We start from the raw sequence: 21179 nt of genomic DNA, 5'->3' as shown, positions 1-21179 counted from the left end.
GCGCTCTGCACGAGGGCTGCAGCCCGATTTGGCTTAAACCACCTTGGCGATGGATGCGCAAACGTAGTCGATGTTCTTGCTGTTCAGCGCGGCCACGCACATGCGGCCGGTGTCGGTGCCGTAGACACCGAACTCGCTGCGCAGGCGCACCATCTGGTCTTTGGTCAGCCCGGAGTAGCTGAACATGCCGATCTGGGTGGTGATGAAGGACATGTCCTGCTTGACGCCAGCGGCCTTCAGGCCGTCGACCAGCTTCTGGCGCATGGCCTTGATGCGCACGCGCATCTCGCCCAGCTCTTTTTCCCACAAAGCACGCAGCTCGGGGTTGTTCAACACGGCTGCCACCACGGCGCCACCGTGGGTGGGTGGGTTGGAGTAGTTGGTGCGGATGACGATCTTCAGTTGGCTCAGCACGCGGCCGGCTTCTTCCTTGTCCTTGCACAGCACCGACAGGCCACCGACGCGCTCGCCGTACAGGCTGAAGCTCTTGGAGAAGCTGGTAGACACAAAAAAGTTCAGGCCAGCGGCGACAAACTTTTGGATCACGGCACCGTCTTCGGCAATACCGTAGCCAAAGCCTTGGTAGGCCATGTCCAGGAAGGGCGTCAGCTCCTTGGCCTTGACGACGGCAATGACCTTGTCCCAGTCGGCTGGGCTGATGTCGTAACCGGTCGGGTTGTGGCAGCAAGCGTGCAGCACGACGATGGTGCCGGGCGCGGCAGCGTTCAAGCTGGCCAAAAAGCCTTCGACGTTGACGCCACGCTTGGCTGCGTCGTAGTAGGCATAGGTGTCGACTTCAAAACCGGCGTTGTTGAACAGTGCGCGGTGGTTTTCCCAGCTGGGGTCGGAAATCAGCACTTTGGCATTGGGGTTCAGGCGCTTCAAGAAGTCAGCACCAATCTTCAGGCCGCCGGTGCCGCCAATGGCTTGCACGGTAGCCACGCGGCCAGAGGTCAGGGGTTCGCTGTCGGCACCAAACACCAGGCTCTTGACCGCGTTGTCATAAGCCACGATGCCGTCGATGGGCAGGTAGCCGCGGGCGGTGGGCTTCTCCATCATGGTCTTTTCAGCAGCCTGCACGCACTGCAGCAGGGGCAGCTTGCCGTTGTCGTCAAAGTACACGCCCACGCCCAGGTTGACCTTGGCGGGGTTGGTGTCGGCGTTGAATTGCTCGTTCAGACCCAGGATAGGGTCGCGGGGGGCCATTTCGACGGAGGAGAAGAGAGACATAGCGGGTCCTGTGGGAAAGATTCAGACAGAGGGGTGCGAAGCAGCAGCACGGGGCTGGTGTCGGCCCTCATTCTACCGGGGTGGGTTTACCCCGAGCCAGGCATGTGATGCGGATACTGCATGGTTTCCGCAGCCTGCCACATCACCGGGGCTTCAGCTCTGGAGCGCCTGCTGCAGCTCGGGCGGTATGCGGGCGGGTTTGGATGTCTGGCCGTGGATCCAGCCGACGCGCACGGAACCTTTGCACAGCACTATGGGGTCGGCTTCCGTTGAGACCAGCCGCGCTTCCTGCTGGATGGTGAAGGACGAGCGGCCCAGTTCGCTCAAGTGCGCCGTCACCAGCAATTGGTCGTCCAGCCGGGCCGAGCGCAGGTATTTGATCTGTACGTCGCTGACGACAAAGATGCAGCCCAAGTCCTGTTGCAATTGGCGCTGCTCGACACCCTTTGCACGCAGCCACTCGGTGCGGGCGCGTTCGAAGAATTTCAGGTAGTTGGCGTAGAACACGATGCCGCCTGCGTCGGTGTCCTCCCAGTAAATTCGGACGGGCCAGGTGAAGACGTTTTCGGGTGAGGGCGGGGCGGTAGCAGTCATGTGCAGCATTGTTGCAGACGGTGGTGGGGCGCATGAGGCATCGCTCCGTGCCACCCTGGGGCGATGGTCGCTGGCGCGACTCCCCTGCGCTGCTCGCGCCGGGCGGGATCTGGCTAAACTCGGCTGCGCCTCAAACAACGCCAGCCCTGATCCGCCCGCCACTGCGCTGCTCGGCACCGCCCAAGGGTGGCACGGAGCGATGCCTCATGCTTTTGGGTTGGCGTTGGACGTAACCGGACACTGCAGCACGCAGCGATGCGGCGGTTCGGTTGACGGAATGGCTGGGCAATAGCGACGTCAATTCTGAATTGACCAATCATGAACACAGAATCCACAAACCAGCTGTTCGGGATCTTCGTCAAGTGAACACGACGACCCAGCGAATGCAATTCCTGGAACGATGTTTTCTTCCACATCAGCGACGTAGCACATCTCGTCCCCATCATCGTATAGAAGTGGATGCAGTCGCTGAACGGACGACATAGGGCTTCCAACCGAAATCGCCTGTATATCCTTCGAACAGGAATATGCAAAAGAGGATTCCGGCAGCGTTGAAGCTAAGACGAACTTGATCGTCCCCAAAATACACAGACCGGATGCCCCCATCGTGGCCTCGCTTCACAATGACGCCTCGGTTCTGCCGCAAGGTAGCAACAGTCACTTCGTGATCAAGGATAGTTGCGCCATTGACGATCTCAGCTATCTCTGCGACATCCATCCCGATCTCAAAGCCAGCAGCAGAAAGCCCCGGAATAATTTCGGCCTGAAGATCAAGAGTTCTCATTGATTGCGGGCCCAACGTGGTGTAAACCGCAAAGCTACGCGGGATATTCTGGAGCGTTTCCCTGTGAAGTTGGCACCTAGCCCTCGTCGCATATGCATAGTCTGCTCCCATAAATATAGCAACGCACCCAGCGCCAATGAAATCGGGCTGTTGACTCTCACCCACTGTACCCAATTCCCCAAGCCGGGCCAGCGGGGTGGGCTGGGCGATCCCTTGTGCGTGGCTGAGGAGCGCAGGGTCGGGCGGATCAGGGCTGGCGTTGTTTGAGCCCGCAGGGCGAGTTTAGCCAGACCCCGTCCGGCACGAGCACCGCAAGGCAGCCCGCAGGGCCCACGCACCAGGGTCGCTCGGCCCGCACCGCTGGCCTGGCGTGCGCGCACAACGCCAACGTCCAATGCCCCCCAACAACGAAAACCCACCGCATGGTCTACAGTCCCATCTTTGCCTATTTGCCGAACCACGCCCATGCCAGCTCCGATCCCTATCGCCGACCCAGATGCTGTGCCAGCGCCGGCCGGTCAACTCATCCGCTACCCAGGCTCCCCGTTTGAGCTGCACCAGCCCTATCCCCCGGCCGGCGACCAACCGGAAGCCATTGACCAACTGGTAGAAGGCGTGACCGACGGCGAGGTCTTCCAGACCCTGTTGGGTGTGACCGGCTCTGGCAAGACCTTCACGATGGCCAATGTGATCGCACGCCTGGGCCGCCCGTCCATCGTTTTTGCGCACAACAAGACACTGGCGGCGCAGCTGTACAGCGAATTCCGCGAGTTTTTTCCGAACAACGCGGTGGAGTATTTCGTCAGCTACTACGACTACTACCAGCCTGAGGCGTACGTGCCGCAGCGCGACCTGTTCATTGAGAAAGACAGCGCGATCAACGAACACATCGAGCAGATGCGCCTGTCGTGCACCAAATCGATCCTGGAGCGGCGCGACGTGGTCATCGTGGCCACGGTTTCGGCCATCTACGGTATCGGCCAGCCCGAGGCGTACCACAAGATGATCATGACGCTGCGCACCGGCGACAAGCTGAACCAGCGCGATGCCATTGCGCAACTGGTGCGTATGCAGTACCAGCGCAATGACATGGATTTCAGCCGTGGCACTTTCCGCGTACGCGGCGACACCATCGACATCTTTCCGGCCGAGCATTCCGAGATGGCGCTGCGCCTGGAAATGTTCGACGACGAGATTGAATCGCTGCAGTTGTTCGACCCGTTGACCGGCCGCATCCGCCAGAAGATTCCGCGCTTTACCGTGTACCCCGGCAGCCACTACGTGACCCCGCGCGACCAGGTGCTGACGGCGGTGGAAACCATCAAGCTGGAGCTGTCAGACCGGCTCAAGGAATTTGTCGCTGCCGGCAAGCTGGTCGAAGCGCAGCGGCTGGAGCAGCGCACACGCTTTGACCTGGAAATGCTCAGCGAAGTGGGCCATTGCAAAGGTATCGAAAACTACAGCCGTCACCTGGCCGGTAGCGCCCCTGGCGACCCGCCGTCCACACTGGTGGACTACCTGCCCAAGGACGCGGTGATGTTTGTCGACGAGAGCCACGTCACCATCGGTCAGTTTGGCGCCATGTACCTGGGCGACCGCTCGCGCAAGACCACGTTGGTGGAATACGGGTTCCGCCTGCCCAGCGCGCTGGACAACCGGCCGCTGAAGTTTGCCGAGTTCGAACAGCGCATGCGCCAGGCGATTTTTGTGTCTGCCACGCCCTCCACCTACGAACAGGAACACGCAGGTCAGGTTGTGGAGCAGGTGGTACGCCCCACCGGCCTTGTCGACCCCGAGGTAGAAGTGCGCCCCGCCACCCACCAGGTGGACGATGTGTTGCAAGAAATCCGCACGCGGGTTGAGTTGAACGAGCGCGTGCTGATCACCACACTGACCAAGCGCATGGCCGAGCAGCTGACCGATTACCTCACCGATAACGGCGTCAAGGTCCGCTACCTGCACAGCGATATTGATACTGTGGAGCGGGTCGAGATATTGCGCGACCTGCGGCTGGGCGCCTTTGATGTGCTGGTGGGCATTAACCTGCTGCGAGAAGGGCTGGACATTCCCGAGGTGTCTTTGGTTGCCATCCTGGATGCGGACAAGGAGGGCTTTTTGCGTTCCGAACGTTCGTTAATCCAGACTATTGGCCGCGCCGCCCGCAACTTGAATGGCCGGGCAATCCTGTACGGCGACAAGATCACCGATTCGATGGAGCGGGCCATCGGCGAGACAGACCGGCGGCGTAAAAAGCAGATTGCCCACAATCTGGAGCAGGGTATTACGCCACGGGCCATCGTCAAAAAAGTGCGTGACCTCATCGACGGTGTTTACAGCGAAAAGGCCGGTAAAGAAGCCGAACGCCTGGAGCGCGATGCGATGCAGCGTGCGCAAGTGGAGGATATGAGCGAGAAGGATATCTCTCGTGAAATCAAGCGCTTAGAGAAGATGATGATGGAGCACGCACGCAATCTGGAGTTCGAAAAGGCTGCCAAGGTACGGGACCAACTTGGCATTTTGAAAGAGCAGGCTTTCGGTGCGCCGGGCAGCGACAACATCGTTTCGCTGACCGCGGCGGGCAAGCCAAGTCGTTTGTGACTGATCAGTCTACATACCTGAGGAAAACCCTGGGTTTTTTGCTATACTTGAGTGGAATAGTCAACCAAGTAGGACTGAAGGGAGTTTTCCATGCGACTCACTACCAAGGGCCGTTTTGCGGTCACCGCGATGATAGACCTGGGTCTGCGACAAAGCAGCGGGCCCGTGACGCTAGCTGCCATCAGCCAGCGCCAGCAGATTTCGCTGTCGTACCTGGAGCAGCTGTTTGGCAAACTGCGCCGCCACGAACTGGTGGAATCCACCCGTGGGCCCGGCGGTGGTTACACCTTGGCGCGCAAGGCATCTGAAATCACCGTTGCAGACATTATCGTTTCGGTGGATGAGCCTATCGACGCCACCCACTGCGGCGGCAAGGAAAACTGCCAGGGCGAGGGTATTCGCTGCATGACCCATGACCTGTGGACGGCGCTCAACGTGCGCATGGTGGAGTTTTTAGATTCCGTCACGCTGCAAAAGCTGGTGGATGACCAACTTGCCAAGGGCCTGCAGGTGGAAGACAAGCCCAGCGTCAAGCGCGCTATTTCGGCGATGCCCATCACCACCAAGCCTATCCGCGTCAACGCTCCGAATTCCGTGTTTGCCCTGGGCAACGCGTTCTCCAAGACCTGAGACACCGCGGCACGGACCGGACTTGCATTGCGGGTTCGGGTCTGCCCCTCAACCGATTACTGAAGAGTTAGATATGGATTCCACGCCCCATTTCCCCATTTATATGGACTACAGCGCCACCAACCCCTGCGACGAGCGCGTGGTGGATGCCATGGTGCCCTGGTTGCGCAACCACTTTGGCAACCCGGCGTCGCGCAGCCACGCTTGGGGCTGGGAGGCCGAAGCAGCCGTGGAAAATGCCCGCGGCCAAGTGGCGGCGCTGATTGGCGCCGACCCACGTGAGATCGTGTGGACATCCGGCGCTACGGAGTCCAATAACCTCGCTTTGAAGGGTGCTGCCCAGTTCTACAAGACCAAGGGCAAGCACATCATCACGGTCAAGACTGAGCACAAGGCCGTGCTGGACACCTGCCGCGAACTGGAACGGCAGGGGTTCGATGTGACCTACCTGGACGTGCAGGAAGACGGCCTGGTGAATCTGGATGCTTTCAAGGCGGCCATCCGCCCCGACACCATTTTGGCCAGCGTCATGTTCGTCAACAACGAAATTGGCGTCATCCAGGATATCGCTGCCATTGGCGCCGCGTGCCGTGAAAAGGGTGTGATCTTCCACGTGGATGCCGCCCAGGCCACAGGCCGTGTGGACATCGACGTGACCAAGCTGCCGGTCGACCTGATGAGCCTGACCTCGCACAAGACCTATGGCCCCAAGGGCATTGGCGCCTTGTTTGTGCGCCGCAAGCCCCGTATCCGCCTGGAAGCGCAAATGCACGGTGGCGGCCACGAGCGCGGCATGCGCAGCGGCACCTTGCCTACGCACCAGATTGTTGGCATGGGCGAGGCCTACCGCATTGCCAAGGAAGAAATGGCAACGGAAAACGTACGTATCCAGGCCCTGCATGACCGCATGCTGGCCGGCCTGAAAGATGTGGAACAGGTATTCATCAACGGCCACCTGACCCAGCGCGTGCCGCACAACTTGAACATCAGCTTCAACTATGTTGAGGGTGAGTCTCTGATCATGGGTATCAAGGGTCTGGCAGTGTCTTCCGGCTCGGCCTGTACCTCTGCATCGCTGGAACCCAGCTATGTGCTGCGTGCCTTGGGCCGTAGTGACGAGTTGGCCCACAGTAGCCTGCGCATGACGATTGGCCGCTGGACGACTGAAGAAGAAATCGATTACGCCGTGGACACCATCAAGAAGAACGTCGCCAAGTTGCGCGACCTGAGCCCGCTGTGGGAGATGTTCAAAGATGGCATCGATATCTCCACGATTCAGTGGAGTGCTCATTGAACATTCCTGTGCGGCTGGCGCCGCTCCTGCGGCATTCCTGATAAGGGACATGGCGAATTTTGGTATTTAGATTGAGAGGTAAGCAAAATGGCATATTCTGAAAAAGTCGTTGACCACTACGAAAACCCCCGCAATGTCGGCAGCTTTGAAAAGGGCGACGACAGCGTGGGAACCGGCATGGTGGGCGCGCCCGCCTGCGGCGACGTCATGAAGCTCCAGATCAAGGTCAACCCTTTGACTGGCGTGATTGAAGATGCACGTTTCAAAACCTATGGCTGCGGCTCGGCTATCGCGTCTAGCTCGCTGGTGACCGAATGGGTCAAGGGCAAGACGCTGGATGAAGCGGCTGCGCTGAAGAACAGCCAGATCGCCGAAGAACTAGCTTTGCCGCCAGTCAAGATCCACTGCTCCATCCTGGCCGAAGACGCCATCAAGGCGGCCGTGGATGACTACAAGAAGAAACACCTCAACTAAGCGGTCCAAATGGCAGTTACTTTGACCGCGGCCGCTGCACGGCATGTCACCCGTTATTTGACTAAGCGTGGCAAGGGCGTGGGCGTGCGCTTGGGCGTCAAGACAACGGGCTGCTCCGGCTTGGCGTACCAGCTGGAATATGTGGATGAACTGGCGCCCGAGGACCTGGTGTTTGAAGGCCATGGCGTCAAGGTGCTGGTCGATCCCAAGAGCCTGGCCTACCTCGACGGCACTGAGCTGGATTTCGTGCGTGAGGGTTTGAACGAAGGCTTTCGCTTCAACAACCCGCGTGAGCGCGACAAGTGCGGCTGCGGTGAGTCCTTCCGCGTGTGAACCTGCAATCCAATGACTTTGAGCTGTTTGGTGTAGCCCAGCAGTTCGCGCAGGACCGCGCCGCGCTGGACGCGCGCTGGAAAGACCTGCAGCGCGAGGCCCATCCCGACAAGTTTGCTGCCCAGGGTGACGTTGCCCAGCGTCTGGCCATGCAGTGGTCGGTCCGCATCAACGAGGCCTATCAGCGCCTCAAAGACCCCCTGAAGCGCGCCGCCTACCTGTGCGAGCTGGCCGGTGCGCCTATCAACGCCAACAGCAACACGGCTATGCCGTCCGCATTTCTGATGCAGCAGATGCAGTGGCACGAAGAGCTGGACGAAGCCCACGACGACAATACGCTCAATGCCTTGCGCGAAAATGTGGAGGCTGCGCAGCGCACACTGATTGCTGAGTGCGCACAGCGGTTGGATGTGGAGCACGACTACCCGGCTGCCGTGCAGTCGGTGCGTGCGCTGATGTTCATTGAAAAGTTTGCGCACGATCTCGATCTGGCGTTTGACAAGTTGGAAACCTGAAAACTGGGGAAGGGGACGCAGCCGCGCGACAGGCTTGCTGCGGTGCTCCGAATGGATACACACAAAAATGGCGCTTCTACAAATTTCCGAGCCAGGCCAAGCGCCCAACCCGCATGAGCGCCGCATCGCGGTCGGCATAGACCTTGGTACCACCCACTCGCTGGTGGCAGCCGTTCGCAACGGCGTTGCCGAATGCCTTCCCGACGAATCGGGCCGTGTCATCCTGCCTTCGGTGGTGCGCTACCTGGAAGGCGGCAAGCGCGAGATCGGCCACACTGCGCAAGCGGCTCTGGCCAGCGATCCGGAGAACACCATCGCATCGGCCAAGCGTTTTATGGGCCGTAGCCTGGCGGATGTAGTAGGGGCCGACAAACTGCCTTACCGCTTTGCCGACCACGCCGGCATGTTGGGTGTGCTGACGGTGGCCGGAGAAAAATCACCGGTCGAGGTCAGCGCCGACATTTTGGCCACACTGCGGTACCGTGCCGAAGACACCTTCAACGACGACTTGTACGGCGCCGTGATCACCGTTCCGGCCTACTTTGATGAGGCCCAGCGCCAGGCTACCAAGGATGCCGCCCAACTGGCGGGTATCAAGGTGTTGCGTCTGATCAACGAGCCTACAGCGGCTGCCATTGCCTATGGCCTGGACAACGCCAGCGAAGGCGTTTATGCCATCTACGACCTGGGTGGTGGCACTTTTGATATCTCCATCTTGCGGCTGACCCAGGGCGTGTTTGAAGTGGTCGCCACCGGTGGCGACTCGGCGCTGGGTGGTGACGACTACGACCATGCGCTGGCCGATTGGGTACTGGCCCAAACAGGCCTTCAGGCCGCCAACGCGTCCGACAAAGCTGCGTTGAAGGTGGCAGCCCGCGCCTGCAAGGAGGCGCTGTCTGCTACAAAAAAAGTAGCTTATCACGCGCAGCTGACGGGGGCTAGCGTCCATTATGACGTTGAACAATCCCAATTCGAAGCCGCCACTGCCCATTTGACAGCGCGAACCATCGCCGCCGCGCGCAAGGCCTTGCGCGACGCCCGTCTGTCGGTGCAGGACGTGCAGGGCGTGGTGATGGTGGGCGGGTCCACACGCATGCCGCAGGTGCAAGCGGCCGTGGCCCAATTCTTTGGTCGTGCGCCGCTGAACAACCTGAACCCCGACGAGGTGGTCGCGCTGGGCGCTTCCATCCAGGCCAACCAGCTGGCAGGCAACAACACGGCTGGCGATCTGCTGCTGCTGGACGTGATTCCGCTGTCTCTGGGTGTCGAAACCATGGGCGGCCTGGTGGAGCGCATCGTGCCGCGCAACCAGACCATCCCCACCGCGATGGCGCAGGATTTCACGACCTACAAGGATGGCCAGACTGCCTTGGCCTTGCACGTGGTGCAGGGCGAGCGTGATCTGGTCAGCGATTGCCGCAGCCTCGCCCGCTTTGAGTTGCGGGGCATTCCGCCGATGGCCGCTGGCGCTGCGCGCATCCGCGTTACCTTCACGGTCGACGCCGATGGCCTGCTGAACGTGTCCGCGCACGAGCAGGTCAGTGGTGTGCAGGCCGACATCAATGTCAAGCCGTCGTATGGGCTCAGTGATTCGCAGATCGCGCAGATGCTGCAAGACAGTTTTTCTACCGCTGAGCAAGACATACGCACCCGCGCCGTCGTTGAAGCGCAGGTCGACGCGGATCGCCTGCTGCTGGCCATACAAAGTGCACTGGATGCAGATGCCGATCTGCTGAGCCCGCAGGAGCGCACTGATATCGACGCCGCCATGCTTGCGTTGGCCGATGGCCGGTCTGGGACGGATGCCGCTGCTATCGAAGCCCTGAGCAAAGCCCTGGCCCAAGCCACGGAAAATTTCGCCGCCTTGCGCATGAACAAGGGCATTGCCCAGGCGCTTGAAGGCAAGAACATCGAGTCCATCTAATATGCCCACCATCAAAATCCTGCCGCACCCCGAATACTGTCCGCAGGGCGCAGAAGTGAGCGCCCCCGCTGGCACCTCCATCTGCGAAGCCCTGCTGGAAAACCACATCAACATCGAACACGCCTGCGACATGAGCTGCGCGTGCACGACCTGCCATGTCATCGTGCGCGAAGGCTTTGCGTCGCTGAACGAACTGGATGAAACTGAGGAAGATCTGCTGGACCGCGCCTGGGGCTTGGAGCCCAACTCCCGCTTGAGTTGCCAGGCATTCCTGGCGCAAAAGGATGTGGTGGTGGAGATACCCAAGTATTCGCTGAACCACGCCAAAGAGAATCATTAGCCCCCACGCTCCACCGCTGCGCGGGTCGCTGCCCCCGAGGGGGCGCTTTTCCCTTGGGGCGGCCCGGCGGGAAAATCCCTTAGGATGCTTGTATGCGACAAATTTTCCTGGACACGGAAACCACCGGTTTCTATGCCAACCATGCGCAAAATCCGGACCGCATCGTCGAAATCGGCTGCGTGGAGCTGGTCAACCGCAAGCTGACCGGCAACAACCTGCACTTCTACCTGAACCCTGAACGCGAGAGCGATGAGGGCGCGCTGCGTGTGCACGGACTGACGACTGAATTTTTGAGCGACAAGCCCAGGTTTGCGGCCATTGCCCAGCAACTGCTGGACTATGTTGCGGGCGCAGAGGTTATCGCCCACAACGCACCGTTTGACATTTCGTTTTTGGACGCCGAGTTGGTGCGGGCCGGCCATCAGCCGTTCAAAAGATACATTGGCTCGGTAACCGATACCCTGGTCATGGCCAAGGAAATGTTCCCCGGCAAGCGCAACAGCCTGGATGCACTGTGCGACCGCCTGGAGGTGGACAACTCGGGGCGTACGCTGCACGGCGCCTTGCTCGATGCGGAACTGCTGGCCGACGTTTACATCAACATGACCCGCGGCCAAGATGCGCTGTTGATGGATGTTGGCGCCCCAAGCGAACGCGGCGTCATGGTCATCCAGATTGATCTGCGTGAATTTACGCTCCCAGTAGTGGCGGCTAACGCCCAGGAACTGGCCGCTCACGACGAGGTGCTCGGCCAAATTGATAAGTCCAGCGGCGGCAAAACGCTGTGGAGAAAGTTCGCCTGAAGTATGTTGTATAATTTAAGGCTATTCTGATGAATAATCAGGGCGGTTAGCTCAGGGGTAGAGCACTGCATTCACACTGCAGGGGTCACAAGTTCGAAACTTGTACTGCCCACCAGATTTATGGTTACAAATTGAGGACTTACGAGAAATCGTAAGTCCTTTTTTGTTGCCGCTTTGGCATGCAATACAGATGGTTAAGGGCCCATTCAGCCACGGGCGTCTGCACTATCTTTCATCCACGGTCACGTTGACGCAACCAACTGTTATACATAATACGGTTCTCGATTTCCAAGGGGGAATGGGTCGTAATTGAACCCAACGTTGGAGCCCCACTGATAGCCTTCTGGGCAATATGACTATGCGATGGAAACCCAGTACGTCTTCTGCGCTGGCATTGGCCGTGGTTATTGCCTGCGTATCGACCGGCCTTTGGTGGTGGCACTGGTCAATGTACGTGCGCCCCATTGAAGTGGTTACGCAAAAGGTTTTGAGCACTTTAGAGGACCCGGAGTCGGCATATTTCCGAGAAGTTCAGTACGTTCCTGATACGGGTGCGGTCTGCGGAGCGGTCAATTCCCGCAAGCGGATGGGCGGCTACCGGGGGCTTACGTGGTTCGTGGGATTAAAGGATGGCACTGTTCAATACGAACCCACGGGGGGCGAAGATGAAGCCTCAGACCTTAGGGCCAAGCTGGAGGCAGTCAAGGCGGAAATCGCATTTTTGAGAATGATGTATTCGTACTGCCCGGAAGTACGGTCTTGATGCTGCAGTGTCGTTGACCGGTTGGCGTGGATTCGCGGGGCTTCAGCGAATTTCAGCGTATTTTCAAACGCGCTCGATGACCACTGCAATACCCTGACCCACGCCAATGCACATGGTGCATAGCGCATAGCGGCCGCCGGTCTTGTGCAACTGGTTGGTGGCCGTGGTGATGAGGCGAGCGCCGGATGCCCCCAGAGGGTGCCCTAGCGCGATGGCCCCGCCGTTGGGGTTGACGCGGGGATCATCGTCCTGCAGGCCCAGCAAGCGCAGCACGGCCAGGCCCTGGGCGGCAAAGGCTTCGTTCAGTTCTATGACGTCCATTTGCGCAAGGCTCAAGCCGGTCAGAGCCAGCACCTTTTGCGTGGCCGGCGCGGGGCCGATGCCCATGATGCGCGGCGGCACGCCGGCGGTGGCCATGCCCACCACACGGGCGCGTGGTGTCAACCCGTTTTGCTTGGCGGCGGCCTCGTTGGCCAGCAGCAGCGCGCAGGCACCGTCGTTGACACCGCTGGCATTGCCGGCCGTCACCGTGCCGTCGGGGCGCACAGCGCCTTTGAGCTTGGCCAGCGCCTCGGTCGAGGTCTCACGCGGATGCTCGTCCTTGGCTACGACGATGGGTTCGCCTTTCTTTTGTGCGATGCTGACCGGCGTCAGCTCCGCATCAAAGAAGCCGGACTTTTGCGCTGCCACGGCCTTGAGCTGGCTGGCCAGCGCCATCTTGTCCTGGTCTTCGCGGCTGATCTTGTATTCGGCCGCCACGTTCTCGGCCGTCTCGGGCATGGCGTCTGTGCCATAGCGCTCTTTCATGCGGGGGTTGACGAAACGCCAGCCTATCGTCGTGTCATACATCTGCGCAGCGCGGCTGAATGCACTCTCGGCCTTGCCCATGACAAAGGGCGCGCGGCTCATGCTCTCCACCCCGCCCGCTATCATTAATGTAGCTTCACCGGCTTTGATTGCGCGGGCTGCCGTGCCAACAGCGTCCATGCCCGAGCCGCACAACCGGTTGATGGTGGTGCCAGGCAACTCCAGCGGCAGCCCGGCCAGCAGGCTGGCCATGTGGGCCACATTACGGTTGTCTTCACCGGCCTGGTTGACGCAGCCGTAGATGACATCGGTCACGGCCTGCCAGTCGACACCCGGGTTGCGCACCATCAACGCCGCCAGTGGCACGGCAGCCAGATCGTCGGTGCGCACGCTACTCAAGGCGCCGCCATAGCGGCCAAAAGGGGTGCGGATGGCGTCGCAGATAAAAGCCTGATTCATGGAGAATTCTCAGTGATGTGGTGGCGTGGAAATGCTACCACTTGCACTCCCGCCAGGCGTCCCGCATTTGACTCTGCAGTCGGCCCGCGAATCCGCTGGGGCATAGGATGCGGGGTCGTTCCGGTGTACAAACGGACCAATCAATTCGCACTGGACAAACCCATGCCACGCTTCGCCGCCAACCTCACGATGCTCTTCAACGAGGTTCCGTTTCTAGACCGTTTTGAAATGGCTGCCAAGGCTGGCTTTGATGCGGTGGAGTTCTTGTTTCCCTATGCCTACGCCGCCGAAGACATTCGCCAGCGCCTGGCCACTCATGGCTTGGCGCTGGTGCTGCACAACCTGCCGCCGGGCGACTGGGACGCGGGCGAGCGTGGCATTGCCTGTCACCCGGACCGCGTCGAAGAATTTCGCACCGGTGTCGCCACCGGCATTCGTTATGCGAAGGCCCTTGGTGTGGGACAACTCAACTGCCTGGCGGGCAAGGCGCCGGCCGGCGTTCCGGACGCTGTGCTGCGCCAGACATTGGTTGCGAATCTGACATTCGCCGCGCAGGCTTTCAAGGAAGCCGGGCTGCGCTTGCTGGTTGAGCCCATCAATACCTTCGATATTCCCGGCTTTTACGTCAGCCGCACCGCGCAGGCCCTGTCAATACTGGACGAAGTCAACGCAGACAACGTTTTTCTGCAGTATGACATTTACCACGCCCAGCGCATGGAAGGTGAGTTGGCCGCCACCATCAAGCAGCACCTGTTACGCATAGGCCATATGCAACTGGCTGACAATCCGGGGCGCCATGAGCCCGGCACAGGCGAGATCAATTACCCCTTTTTGTTCGCCCACCTGGACCGTCTGGGCTACACCGGGTGGATCGGCTGCGAATACAAGCCCGCAACCACGACCACAGCGGGCTTGGCTTGGGCCAAGCCTTTCATTCAGTCGTAAGCTTCGCACCACCTGAGACCTTCACGCATGACACCTGCCACGCCCCATCACGAATCACCCGCACGTGACCTGCTGCGCCGCATGTTTGACGCCGCCATTGCCAGTGCCCAACCCGCGCTGTGTCTGCCGCCCTATTTGCCATCGCCGGAGTCTCTGGGCAACGGTCGGCTGATCGTCGTCGGGGCAGGAAAGGCATCCGCTGCGATGGCGCGCGCGGTGGAAGACCATTGGGCCGGGCCGCTGATGGGGCTGGTGGTCACACAGTATGGCTACAGCGTGCCCTGCCAGCGCATCGAGATCGTGGAAGCCGCCCACCCGGTGCCCGACGCCGCGGGTCTGGCGGCAGCCCAGCGCATGCTGGACGTGGTGAAGGGCCTATCCGAGGATGATGTGGTCTTGTGTCTTATCTCCGGCGGCGGATCTTCATTGCTGCCGTTGCCGCTACCGGGGCTGACGCTGGAGCACAAGCAGGCTGTCAACCGGGCCCTGTTGAAATCGGGCGCCACCATCAGCGAGATGAACTGTGTGCGCCGCCACCTGTCGGCAATCAAAGGGGGTCGCCTGGCCGTGGCCTGCCACCCTGCGCGGGTGCTGACCTTGCTGATATCGGACGTGCCGGGCGATGACCCTATCAATATCGCATCCGGACCGACGGTGGCCGACCCGACCCGTTGTGAAGATGCGCTGGCCATCGTGAAGCGCTATGGCATTGACCTGCCACCCGAGGTGCGCGCGGTGCTGGATTCGGGCCATGGCGAGTCTGTCAAACCGGGCGATCCACGCCTGGCACGCAACGAACTGCATACGGTAGCCGCACCGCAAATGGCATTGGAGGCCGCCGCCGCTGTAGCGCGCGACGCGGGTTACGGCGCCTACATCCTGGGCGATGCATTGGAAGGCGAGGCGCGCGATGTCGGCAAGGTGCTGGCCGGCATTGCACTGCAAGTGGCCGAACGGGGCCAGCCGGTGCAGGCGCCATGCGTGCTGCTGTCGGGTGGTGAGACCACGGTGACGCTGCGGGGCACTGGCAGTGGCGGGCGCAATGTCGAATGCCTGCTGTCGATGGGCATTGCGTTGGGCGGGCACCCACGCATCCATGCGCTGGCCGGTGACACCGATGGAGTGGATGGCGTCGCCGAAATCGCCGGTGCGTGTGTTGGCCCCGACACCCTGGCGCGGGCCCATGCGCTGGGCCTCAAACCCAACGACAGCCTCAATGACAACGACGGACACGGTTTCTTTGCCAAGCTGGGCGATGCGGTGGTGACGGGGCCCACATTGACCAACGTCAACGACTTCCGGGCCATACTGATCGACTGATACGAAGCGATCACGAAGGTAGAAGGCTGTACCGGTTACGCGCTTTCATTCCAGGTGTATTCCATTTGCCGCGCCGTCTGCATAGCCAGTTCACGGTTGACCAAGGCCTCCACCAGGTGCAGCGACATATCGATGCCGGCCGATATGCCGCCCGACGTCACCGTGTCCCCATCGCGCACCCACCGCCGTTGGGCTTGAACTTGTACTTGCGGGAACATAGCCTGCAGATCGTATGTATCTTCCCAGTGGGTGGTGGCGCGTTTGCCCTGCAGCAGCCCGGCCTGGGCCAGCAGGAATGCCCCCGTGCAAACCGATGCCGTCAGTTCACAACGCGCGGCGGTTGATGCGATCCATGCGATGACCTCGGGCTTGGTCAGCTCTGCCGTGACCACACCCCCGGGAACGATCAGCACATCGACGGCCGGGTGGTTGCCAAAGTCTGCATCCGGCACCAGGCCCAGTCCGGCCCGTGCGCGCAACGGCCGCATCGATTGCCCGACGGTCACGACCCGGAACGGCGGCTTTGCGCCCGGGTGGGCGCGCGCACTGACGCGGGCTGCGCAGGTGAAGACCTCGTAGGGACCTGCCAGGTCCAGCAATTCAACGTCATCAAAACCAAAAATAGCTATCGTTCGCGTCATACAGGCCTCATATGGAAAAGGTCAAAGAAAGCATTGCAAGGCTCGATGATGGTCGAGCCCGTGTTGACAGTTATGACATTCATGGTTGAATACCTGCCAATATGCATCAACCTAAACCCATCGCGATCTGGGTCCTCGTTTACCCCGACTTCCTGTTGCTGGATGCCACCGGCCCGGTGCAGGTTTTCTCAACTGCCAACGATGACGCGCGCGATGCTGGTCTGCAGGAACCGTATCGCATCGCATTGGTTTCCAGCCAAGGTGGCGCGGTGCGGTCGTGCTCGGGCGTCAGCGTGTTGACCCAGAAGCTGCCGCGCGGTGCGCTGGCGGGCGCCACGTTGATCGTTGCCGGCGGGCGCGGTTGCGAAGAGGTGTTGCTGGATGAGGCCAGCATGCGGTGGGTAGCCAAAGCGCACCAAACGCTTGCCCGCTGCTGTTCGGTGTGCACCGGTGCGTTTGTGCTGGCAGAAGCCGGCCTGCTGGATAACCGGCACGCGGTGACCCATCGGCAGGATGCCCAGCAATTGCAGCAACGCTACCCCGCCGTGCGGGTGCAAGACGACGCGATCTACGTCAAAGACGGATCGCTCTACACCTCGGCCGGCATTACCGCGGGTATCGATTTGTCGCTGAGCCTTGTGGAAGAAGACCTGGGCCGCCAGGTTGCGCAACGGGTCGCGAAACGGCTGGTCGTGTTTTTGAAGCGCCCGGGCGGGCAGCGCCAATACAGCTCCGAGCTGTTGGCACAGGCCAGCGATCAGGGGATTGCCTCCGGGTTGACCAAATGGCTTAAGCCACGGTTGAAGCAAAGCATTGGTGTCGAACAGATGGCCGAAGCCCTGGCCTTGACGGTGCGCACGTTGCACCGCAGGCTGCGCCAGGAGACGGACGCATCGCCAGCGCAATTCCTGACCCGCATGCGGCTGGACGCTGCCTGCGCACTGCTGGAGCGCGCGGACACCTCTATCAAGCAGGTCGCACGGCAAACAGGCTTTGGAACGGAATACAACCTGCGCCGCGCCTTTGCTGCCAACCTGGGCGTGGTACCCAGCGAGTACCGCGCCCGTTTCGGGTGAGAGTTAAGCCCCACGGTCACGCAGTGCGTATACCTTCCCAATTAGGCGGCTTTTACGCGTTGCTCTTCGTTGGCGGCGCCGTGTGCGCTGGCCTTGATGTGGGCGGCGGCCAGCGTCAGGGCCTCAGCCTTTTTGGCCTCCCCCATGGCCACACCTTCGGCACGCACAAAGCGCGCGTCGGTGATGCCCAGGAAACCGAACACGGTTTGCAGGTAGCTCTCTTGGTGCTCCATGGCGCGGCCGCCTTCACTGGTGGAATACACGCCGCCGCGGGTCGACGCCACGATCACGGTCTTGCCCCCCGCCAAGCCTTTGGGGCCGGTGGCGGTATAGGTAAAGGTACGGCCGGCCTGCGCCACGCGGTCTATCCACGACTTCAACTGGCTGGGCACGCTGAAGTTGTACAGCGGTGCACCTACGACGATGACGTCTGCGGCCAGGAACTGTGTCACCAATGCTTCCGACACCGCGTTTTCGCGCCGCTGTGCGTCGGTCAGGTTCTCGGCACCGGCGGGCATGCGAAAACCCAGCGATTCTGCTGACAGGTGGTTTGGGGTGTTTTCCACCAGGTCCAGGTACTCCACTGTGGTGTTGGGGTGGCTGGCGGTCCATGTGCTCACAATGTCGCGCGTCAATTGGCGGGAAACAGATTGGGCGCCGGTGATGCTGGAGTCAATGTGCAGGAGTTTCATGGTGAACCTTTCAAGTTGTTGGTAGCGATGGATTGATTGTGAAACTGAATCCATTCGTTGATAAGTCAGCAAAATCACGTTAAATTGTTCTATTAGCAGGACAATGAAAGGGGCCCATGCAAGATTTGAATGACATGCTGTACTTCACCGAAGTGGTGGAGGCAGGCGGATTTGCGGCGGCTGCTCGGCATCTGGGCCTGCCCAAGTCCAAGCTGTCGCGCCGCGTCGCGGAGCTGGAAGAGCGCCTGGGCGTGCGCCTGCTGCAGCGCACCACGCGCAAGCTGTCGCTGACCGACGTAGGTGCTTTGTATTTGCGCCACTGCAGCGCCATGCGCGACGCGGCCTTTGCCGCGCAAGAGGCCGTGGACTACGTGCAGACCGAGCCGCGGGGCACGATACGCGTGGCCTGCCCGCTGACGCTGGCGCTGAGCACCATTGGCCCACTGGTTCCGATCTTCATGGCGCGCTACCCGCAGGTGCGTATCGACATGCGTGTCAGCAACCGAGCAGTGGATCTGGTGGAAGAGGGCTTTGACGTGGCCCTGCGCGTGCGCCGGACGCTGGAAGACAGCGCCAGCCTGGTCGTCAAGAACTTCGGTCAGAGCCGCACCCTGCTGGTGGCCAGCCCGGCGCAGCTTCAGCGCCAATGGCAGCCCGCCACGCCCGAGCAGCTGAGCGGGCTGGATACGGTCGCCATGTCGCCGGCGGATCTGAAATCAACGTGGACCTTGATTGGCCCAGCTGGCGCGACCCACACGCTGGTGCACCAGCCACGCTACTGTGCGGACGATCTCGCTACGCTGCGCTTCGCCGTCATGGGGGGCATCGGCATGTGCTTTATGCCGGACTACATGTGTGAAGAGCATTTGCGGACCGGGCGCATGGTCGAGGTCCTGCCGGGCTGGAACCCGACACCGGGAATCTTCCACGCCGTTTACCCCACGCGGCGGGGCATGGTGCCTGCGGTAAGGGCCTTTTTGGATTTTTTGGGCCAGTCCATCGGTGCTGAAGGTTTGCCGTTGACGGGCTGACGGATAGTGCCCGGCGGTTGCGTCTATTGCACAGGCTTGATGCTGTAAACGCAGCGGCGGCCACCCGCCAGCAGATGCTCCACGCGCTCCACCGTGCTGCCGGGCCCAAGGGTGCGGCGGAACACGTCAAGTTCTGACCGGCAAAACCCTTGGCATTCGGTGGCGGCCGCGCAGATGGGGCAGTGGTTTTCGACCAGTAGAAAACTGCCATCCGCCTGTGGTTCCATCTGGGCCATATAGCCTTCGGCGTCGCGCGCCTCGACCAGCTTCGCGATTTTCTGCGACAAAGTCTTGCTGCCTGCCATCCGCGCGTTGTAGCTGGCTTCGCTCAGCTGTTCACGTGCGGTGATCAGCTTGTCCAGCCCGGAGTCGCCAAACAGTGTGCGAACCTGCGCTATCAGTTGCACTGTCAGCTCACTGTGCCGGTCAGGGAAGCGCGCGTGGCCGGACTCGGTCAGCAGCCAGTAGCGGGCAGGGCGGCCGACCTTGTCGGCGCGGTCTTCTACCAGTAGCAACCCTTTGTCCAGTGCCTGCTCCAGATGTCGGCGCACGCCCATTGATGTCAGCTGCAAGCGCTCGGCCAACTGCTGCGCTGTACTGGCGCCGCGGGTCTTCAGCAAGAAAAGGATATGGTCGTTGGTGTTCATGGATGCAGGCCCTCACGCACAGGGGGCGCGAAGTGGGGAGCCAGGCTCCATTGGCGGATCCGCCACGCCGCCCAAGTGGTCAGGCAGGCGCCCACCAGAAGGATCAGGCGCGTGTCGATCAACGTCAGCACCGAGCCCAGCACCGCCATCAGGATATTGGCCAGACAAAAGATCGTTGACAGCAGGCCCATCACCGCCCCTTGTCCGAGATGGCCAAAGCGCTCAGCACACCAGGCCGGCATCACTGCGTTGTAGTACGCATTCGGTATGCCAAACACCACGATGGCCCCCAGACCCAGCATCGGGCCGCCGAGGCCCACGGCGGCAATGCAGGCTGCGATCATCAGCGCGAAACGGCTGGCCTGCTGCAGCGGCTCGGTGCGGACCACACGGCCGGCAAATATGGATGCCGTCGTCATCGTCGCGCACAACGCTGCTGTGGCCCAGGCAATGCCCTGCGCGTCGTAGTGTGTCACTTCAACCAGCCACAGCGGATAGAACTCGTAGAAGGCGGTCACGCCGCAGGTCAACGCCAGTTGCACACTCAGCAACGTGCGCAGCTCGGCGTGCTTGAGGAGCTTCAGCGCATGCTGGTGTTTGACCACCTGCCACCAGCCCGTGGCCGCCGAGCTGCCTTGCTTGCGCGGTATGGCCACCCAACTGACGGCCGCCGTCACCAGCAGTGCAACCACGGCCACCCAGAAGGGCACTGTCACACCCCAATGCAGGGTCAGACCGGCCAGCAGCGGGCCGGCCAGCCAGCCCATGTACAGCGCACCATTGAGCCACGAAAAGGCGCGCACCCGCAGCGGGCCCTCCAGCTCATCGGCCAGCAGCGCACGGGCCACACTGCCGTTGCCCTCCATCAGACCAGTAGCAAACCGTGCGACGATGAACAGCGGATACGACAGGCTGACCAGGCTGAACGCCGTGATTGCATGGCCGGCCGCCGCGCCAAACGATGTGAGTAGCAGAACAGGCCGCCTGCCATAGCGGTCCGACAAGGGCCCCAACAGCGTGGAGCCGATCAGCAGCCCCAGCGGATTGATGGCCAGCGCAATGCCAAACAGCAGCTTGGGCGGCAGACCCCAAAAGTGGTTCAGGCTATTGGCTGCATCGGCCGCGAACAGCGGCGGCAATATGGGGTAGGGCAGGGCCGCGCCCACCGTGGAGAAGAAGGCCGCCAGGCAGGCGGCGAGTATAAGCAGGGCGGATTGCATGGCTTCATTAGTAAACTTTTGTGTTTACTAATGTAGAGTCCAAGCAGCGATATGTCAAC

General features: G+C 61.1%; 22 protein-coding genes and 1 tRNA gene. 15 read left to right on the top strand and 8 right to left on the bottom strand.

Going from position 1 to position 21179, the window contains the following annotated elements; all coding sequences use genetic code 11:
• Positions 1-33: 33 nt before the first annotated feature.
• From AC097P_RS21585 to AC097P_RS21575, 3 genes are all read right to left on the bottom strand, one after another.
• On the bottom strand, positions 34-1230 hold the full coding sequence (locus AC097P_RS21585) for an amino acid aminotransferase (RefSeq protein ID WP_479612499.1): 1197 nt from the start codon (positions 1228-1230) through the stop codon (positions 34-36).
• A gap of 153 nt (positions 1231-1383) precedes the next feature.
• Positions 1384-1824: a tol-pal system-associated acyl-CoA thioesterase gene (gene ybgC, locus AC097P_RS21580; protein WP_479612498.1), complete on the bottom strand. Its 441-nt coding sequence runs from the start codon at positions 1822-1824 to the stop codon at positions 1384-1386.
• Between the two features lie 442 nt (positions 1825-2266).
• The gene (locus AC097P_RS21575; RefSeq protein ID WP_479612497.1) at positions 2267-2608 is read right to left on the bottom strand and encodes a hypothetical protein; all 342 of its coding nucleotides are present in this window, start codon (positions 2606-2608) and stop codon (positions 2267-2269) included.
• A gap of 465 nt (positions 2609-3073) precedes the next feature.
• Between AC097P_RS21575 and uvrB the strand changes: the two genes are divergently transcribed.
• From uvrB to AC097P_RS21520, 11 genes are all read left to right on the top strand, one after another.
• Complete coding sequence (uvrB, locus tag AC097P_RS21570; RefSeq protein WP_479612496.1) at positions 3074-5206, top strand: excinuclease ABC subunit UvrB; 2133 nt, start codon at positions 3074-3076, stop codon at positions 5204-5206.
• A 90-nt stretch (positions 5207-5296) separates the two neighbouring features.
• Entirely contained in the window at positions 5297-5836 is a 540-nt protein-coding gene (locus AC097P_RS21565) for a Fe-S cluster assembly transcription factor (protein WP_479612495.1), read from the top strand.
• A 73-nt stretch (positions 5837-5909) separates the two neighbouring features.
• Complete coding sequence (locus tag AC097P_RS21560; RefSeq protein ID WP_479612494.1) at positions 5910-7130, top strand: IscS subfamily cysteine desulfurase; 1221 nt, start codon at positions 5910-5912, stop codon at positions 7128-7130.
• Positions 7131-7217: 87 nt separating this feature from the next.
• Positions 7218-7604 carry a Fe-S cluster assembly scaffold IscU gene (iscU, locus tag AC097P_RS21555; protein ID WP_029708965.1) on the top strand — a complete coding sequence of 129 codons (387 nt, stop codon included), beginning with the start codon at positions 7218-7220 and terminating at the stop codon, positions 7602-7604.
• A gap of 9 nt (positions 7605-7613) precedes the next feature.
• On the top strand, positions 7614-7937 hold the full coding sequence (gene iscA / locus AC097P_RS21550) for an iron-sulfur cluster assembly protein IscA (RefSeq protein WP_479612493.1): 324 nt from the start codon (positions 7614-7616) through the stop codon (positions 7935-7937).
• Positions 7934-8452 carry a Fe-S protein assembly co-chaperone HscB gene (gene hscB / locus AC097P_RS21545; protein ID WP_479612492.1) on the top strand — a complete coding sequence of 173 codons (519 nt, stop codon included), beginning with the start codon at positions 7934-7936 and terminating at the stop codon, positions 8450-8452. Before iscA ends, hscB begins: the two co-directional genes overlap by 4 nt.
• A 67-nt stretch (positions 8453-8519) precedes the next feature.
• On the top strand, positions 8520-10376 hold the full coding sequence (gene hscA / locus AC097P_RS21540; RefSeq protein ID WP_479612491.1) for a Fe-S protein assembly chaperone HscA: 1857 nt from the start codon (positions 8520-8522) through the stop codon (positions 10374-10376).
• A 1-nt stretch (position 10377) separates the two neighbouring features.
• Positions 10378-10716 carry an ISC system 2Fe-2S type ferredoxin gene (fdx, locus tag AC097P_RS21535; RefSeq protein ID WP_479612490.1) on the top strand — a complete coding sequence of 113 codons (339 nt, stop codon included), beginning with the start codon at positions 10378-10380 and terminating at the stop codon, positions 10714-10716.
• A 92-nt stretch (positions 10717-10808) separates the two neighbouring features.
• On the top strand, positions 10809-11519 hold the full coding sequence (gene dnaQ / locus AC097P_RS21530; protein WP_479612489.1) for a DNA polymerase III subunit epsilon: 711 nt from the start codon (positions 10809-10811) through the stop codon (positions 11517-11519).
• A 40-nt stretch (positions 11520-11559) separates the two neighbouring features.
• Positions 11560-11634: transfer RNA gene (locus AC097P_RS21525), tRNA-Val, on the top strand.
• A gap of 243 nt (positions 11635-11877) precedes the next feature.
• Positions 11878-12282, top strand: coding sequence for a hypothetical protein (locus AC097P_RS21520; protein WP_479612488.1), 405 nt, complete (start codon positions 11878-11880; stop codon positions 12280-12282).
• 63 nt (positions 12283-12345) lie between these two features.
• Here AC097P_RS21520 and pcaF read toward each other — a convergent pair whose 3' ends face one another.
• Complete coding sequence (gene pcaF / locus AC097P_RS21515; RefSeq protein WP_479612487.1) at positions 12346-13548, bottom strand: 3-oxoadipyl-CoA thiolase; 1203 nt, start codon at positions 13546-13548, stop codon at positions 12346-12348.
• A gap of 162 nt (positions 13549-13710) precedes the next feature.
• Between pcaF and hyi the strand changes: the two genes are divergently transcribed.
• Both hyi and AC097P_RS21505 read left to right on the top strand, forming a co-directional pair.
• Positions 13711-14493 carry a hydroxypyruvate isomerase gene (gene hyi / locus AC097P_RS21510; protein WP_479612486.1) on the top strand — a complete coding sequence of 261 codons (783 nt, stop codon included), beginning with the start codon at positions 13711-13713 and terminating at the stop codon, positions 14491-14493.
• Between the two features lie 27 nt (positions 14494-14520).
• Complete coding sequence (locus AC097P_RS21505) at positions 14521-15813, top strand: glycerate kinase type-2 family protein (protein WP_479612485.1); 1293 nt, start codon at positions 14521-14523, stop codon at positions 15811-15813.
• 35 nt (positions 15814-15848) lie between these two features.
• On the opposite strand, the gene AC097P_RS21500 is transcribed toward AC097P_RS21505, so the two are convergent.
• A complete protein-coding gene (locus tag AC097P_RS21500) occupies positions 15849-16454 on the bottom strand; it encodes a DJ-1/PfpI family protein (RefSeq protein ID WP_479612484.1) in 606 nt (201 codons plus the stop codon).
• Positions 16455-16555: 101 nt separating this feature from the next.
• Between AC097P_RS21500 and AC097P_RS21495 the strand changes: the two genes are divergently transcribed.
• Positions 16556-17530, top strand: coding sequence for a GlxA family transcriptional regulator (locus AC097P_RS21495; RefSeq protein ID WP_479612483.1), 975 nt, complete (start codon positions 16556-16558; stop codon positions 17528-17530).
• Positions 17531-17571: 41 nt separating this feature from the next.
• Here AC097P_RS21495 and AC097P_RS21490 read toward each other — a convergent pair whose 3' ends face one another.
• The gene (locus AC097P_RS21490) at positions 17572-18222 is read right to left on the bottom strand and encodes an FMN-dependent NADH-azoreductase (RefSeq protein WP_479612482.1); all 651 of its coding nucleotides are present in this window, start codon (positions 18220-18222) and stop codon (positions 17572-17574) included.
• 116 nt (positions 18223-18338) lie between these two features.
• Here AC097P_RS21490 and AC097P_RS21485 point away from each other — a divergent pair, with 116 nt between their 5' ends.
• Positions 18339-19253, top strand: coding sequence for a LysR family transcriptional regulator (locus AC097P_RS21485; RefSeq protein ID WP_479612481.1), 915 nt, complete (start codon positions 18339-18341; stop codon positions 19251-19253).
• A 23-nt stretch (positions 19254-19276) separates the two neighbouring features.
• On the opposite strand, the gene AC097P_RS21480 is transcribed toward AC097P_RS21485, so the two are convergent.
• Positions 19277-19900: a helix-turn-helix transcriptional regulator gene (locus tag AC097P_RS21480; protein ID WP_479612480.1), complete on the bottom strand. Its 624-nt coding sequence runs from the start codon at positions 19898-19900 to the stop codon at positions 19277-19279.
• Complete coding sequence (locus tag AC097P_RS21475) at positions 19897-21120, bottom strand: MFS transporter (protein ID WP_479612479.1); 1224 nt, start codon at positions 21118-21120, stop codon at positions 19897-19899. The genes AC097P_RS21480 and AC097P_RS21475 overlap by 4 nt, the downstream gene beginning before the upstream one ends.
• Positions 21121-21179 lie beyond the last annotated feature (59 nt).

The sequence above is a fragment of the Rhodoferax sp. ZS1R8 genome, assembly GCF_056521325.1.
The sequence above is the reverse complement of the archived record's forward strand: the minus strand, read 5'-3'. Positions and strand labels throughout refer to the sequence as shown.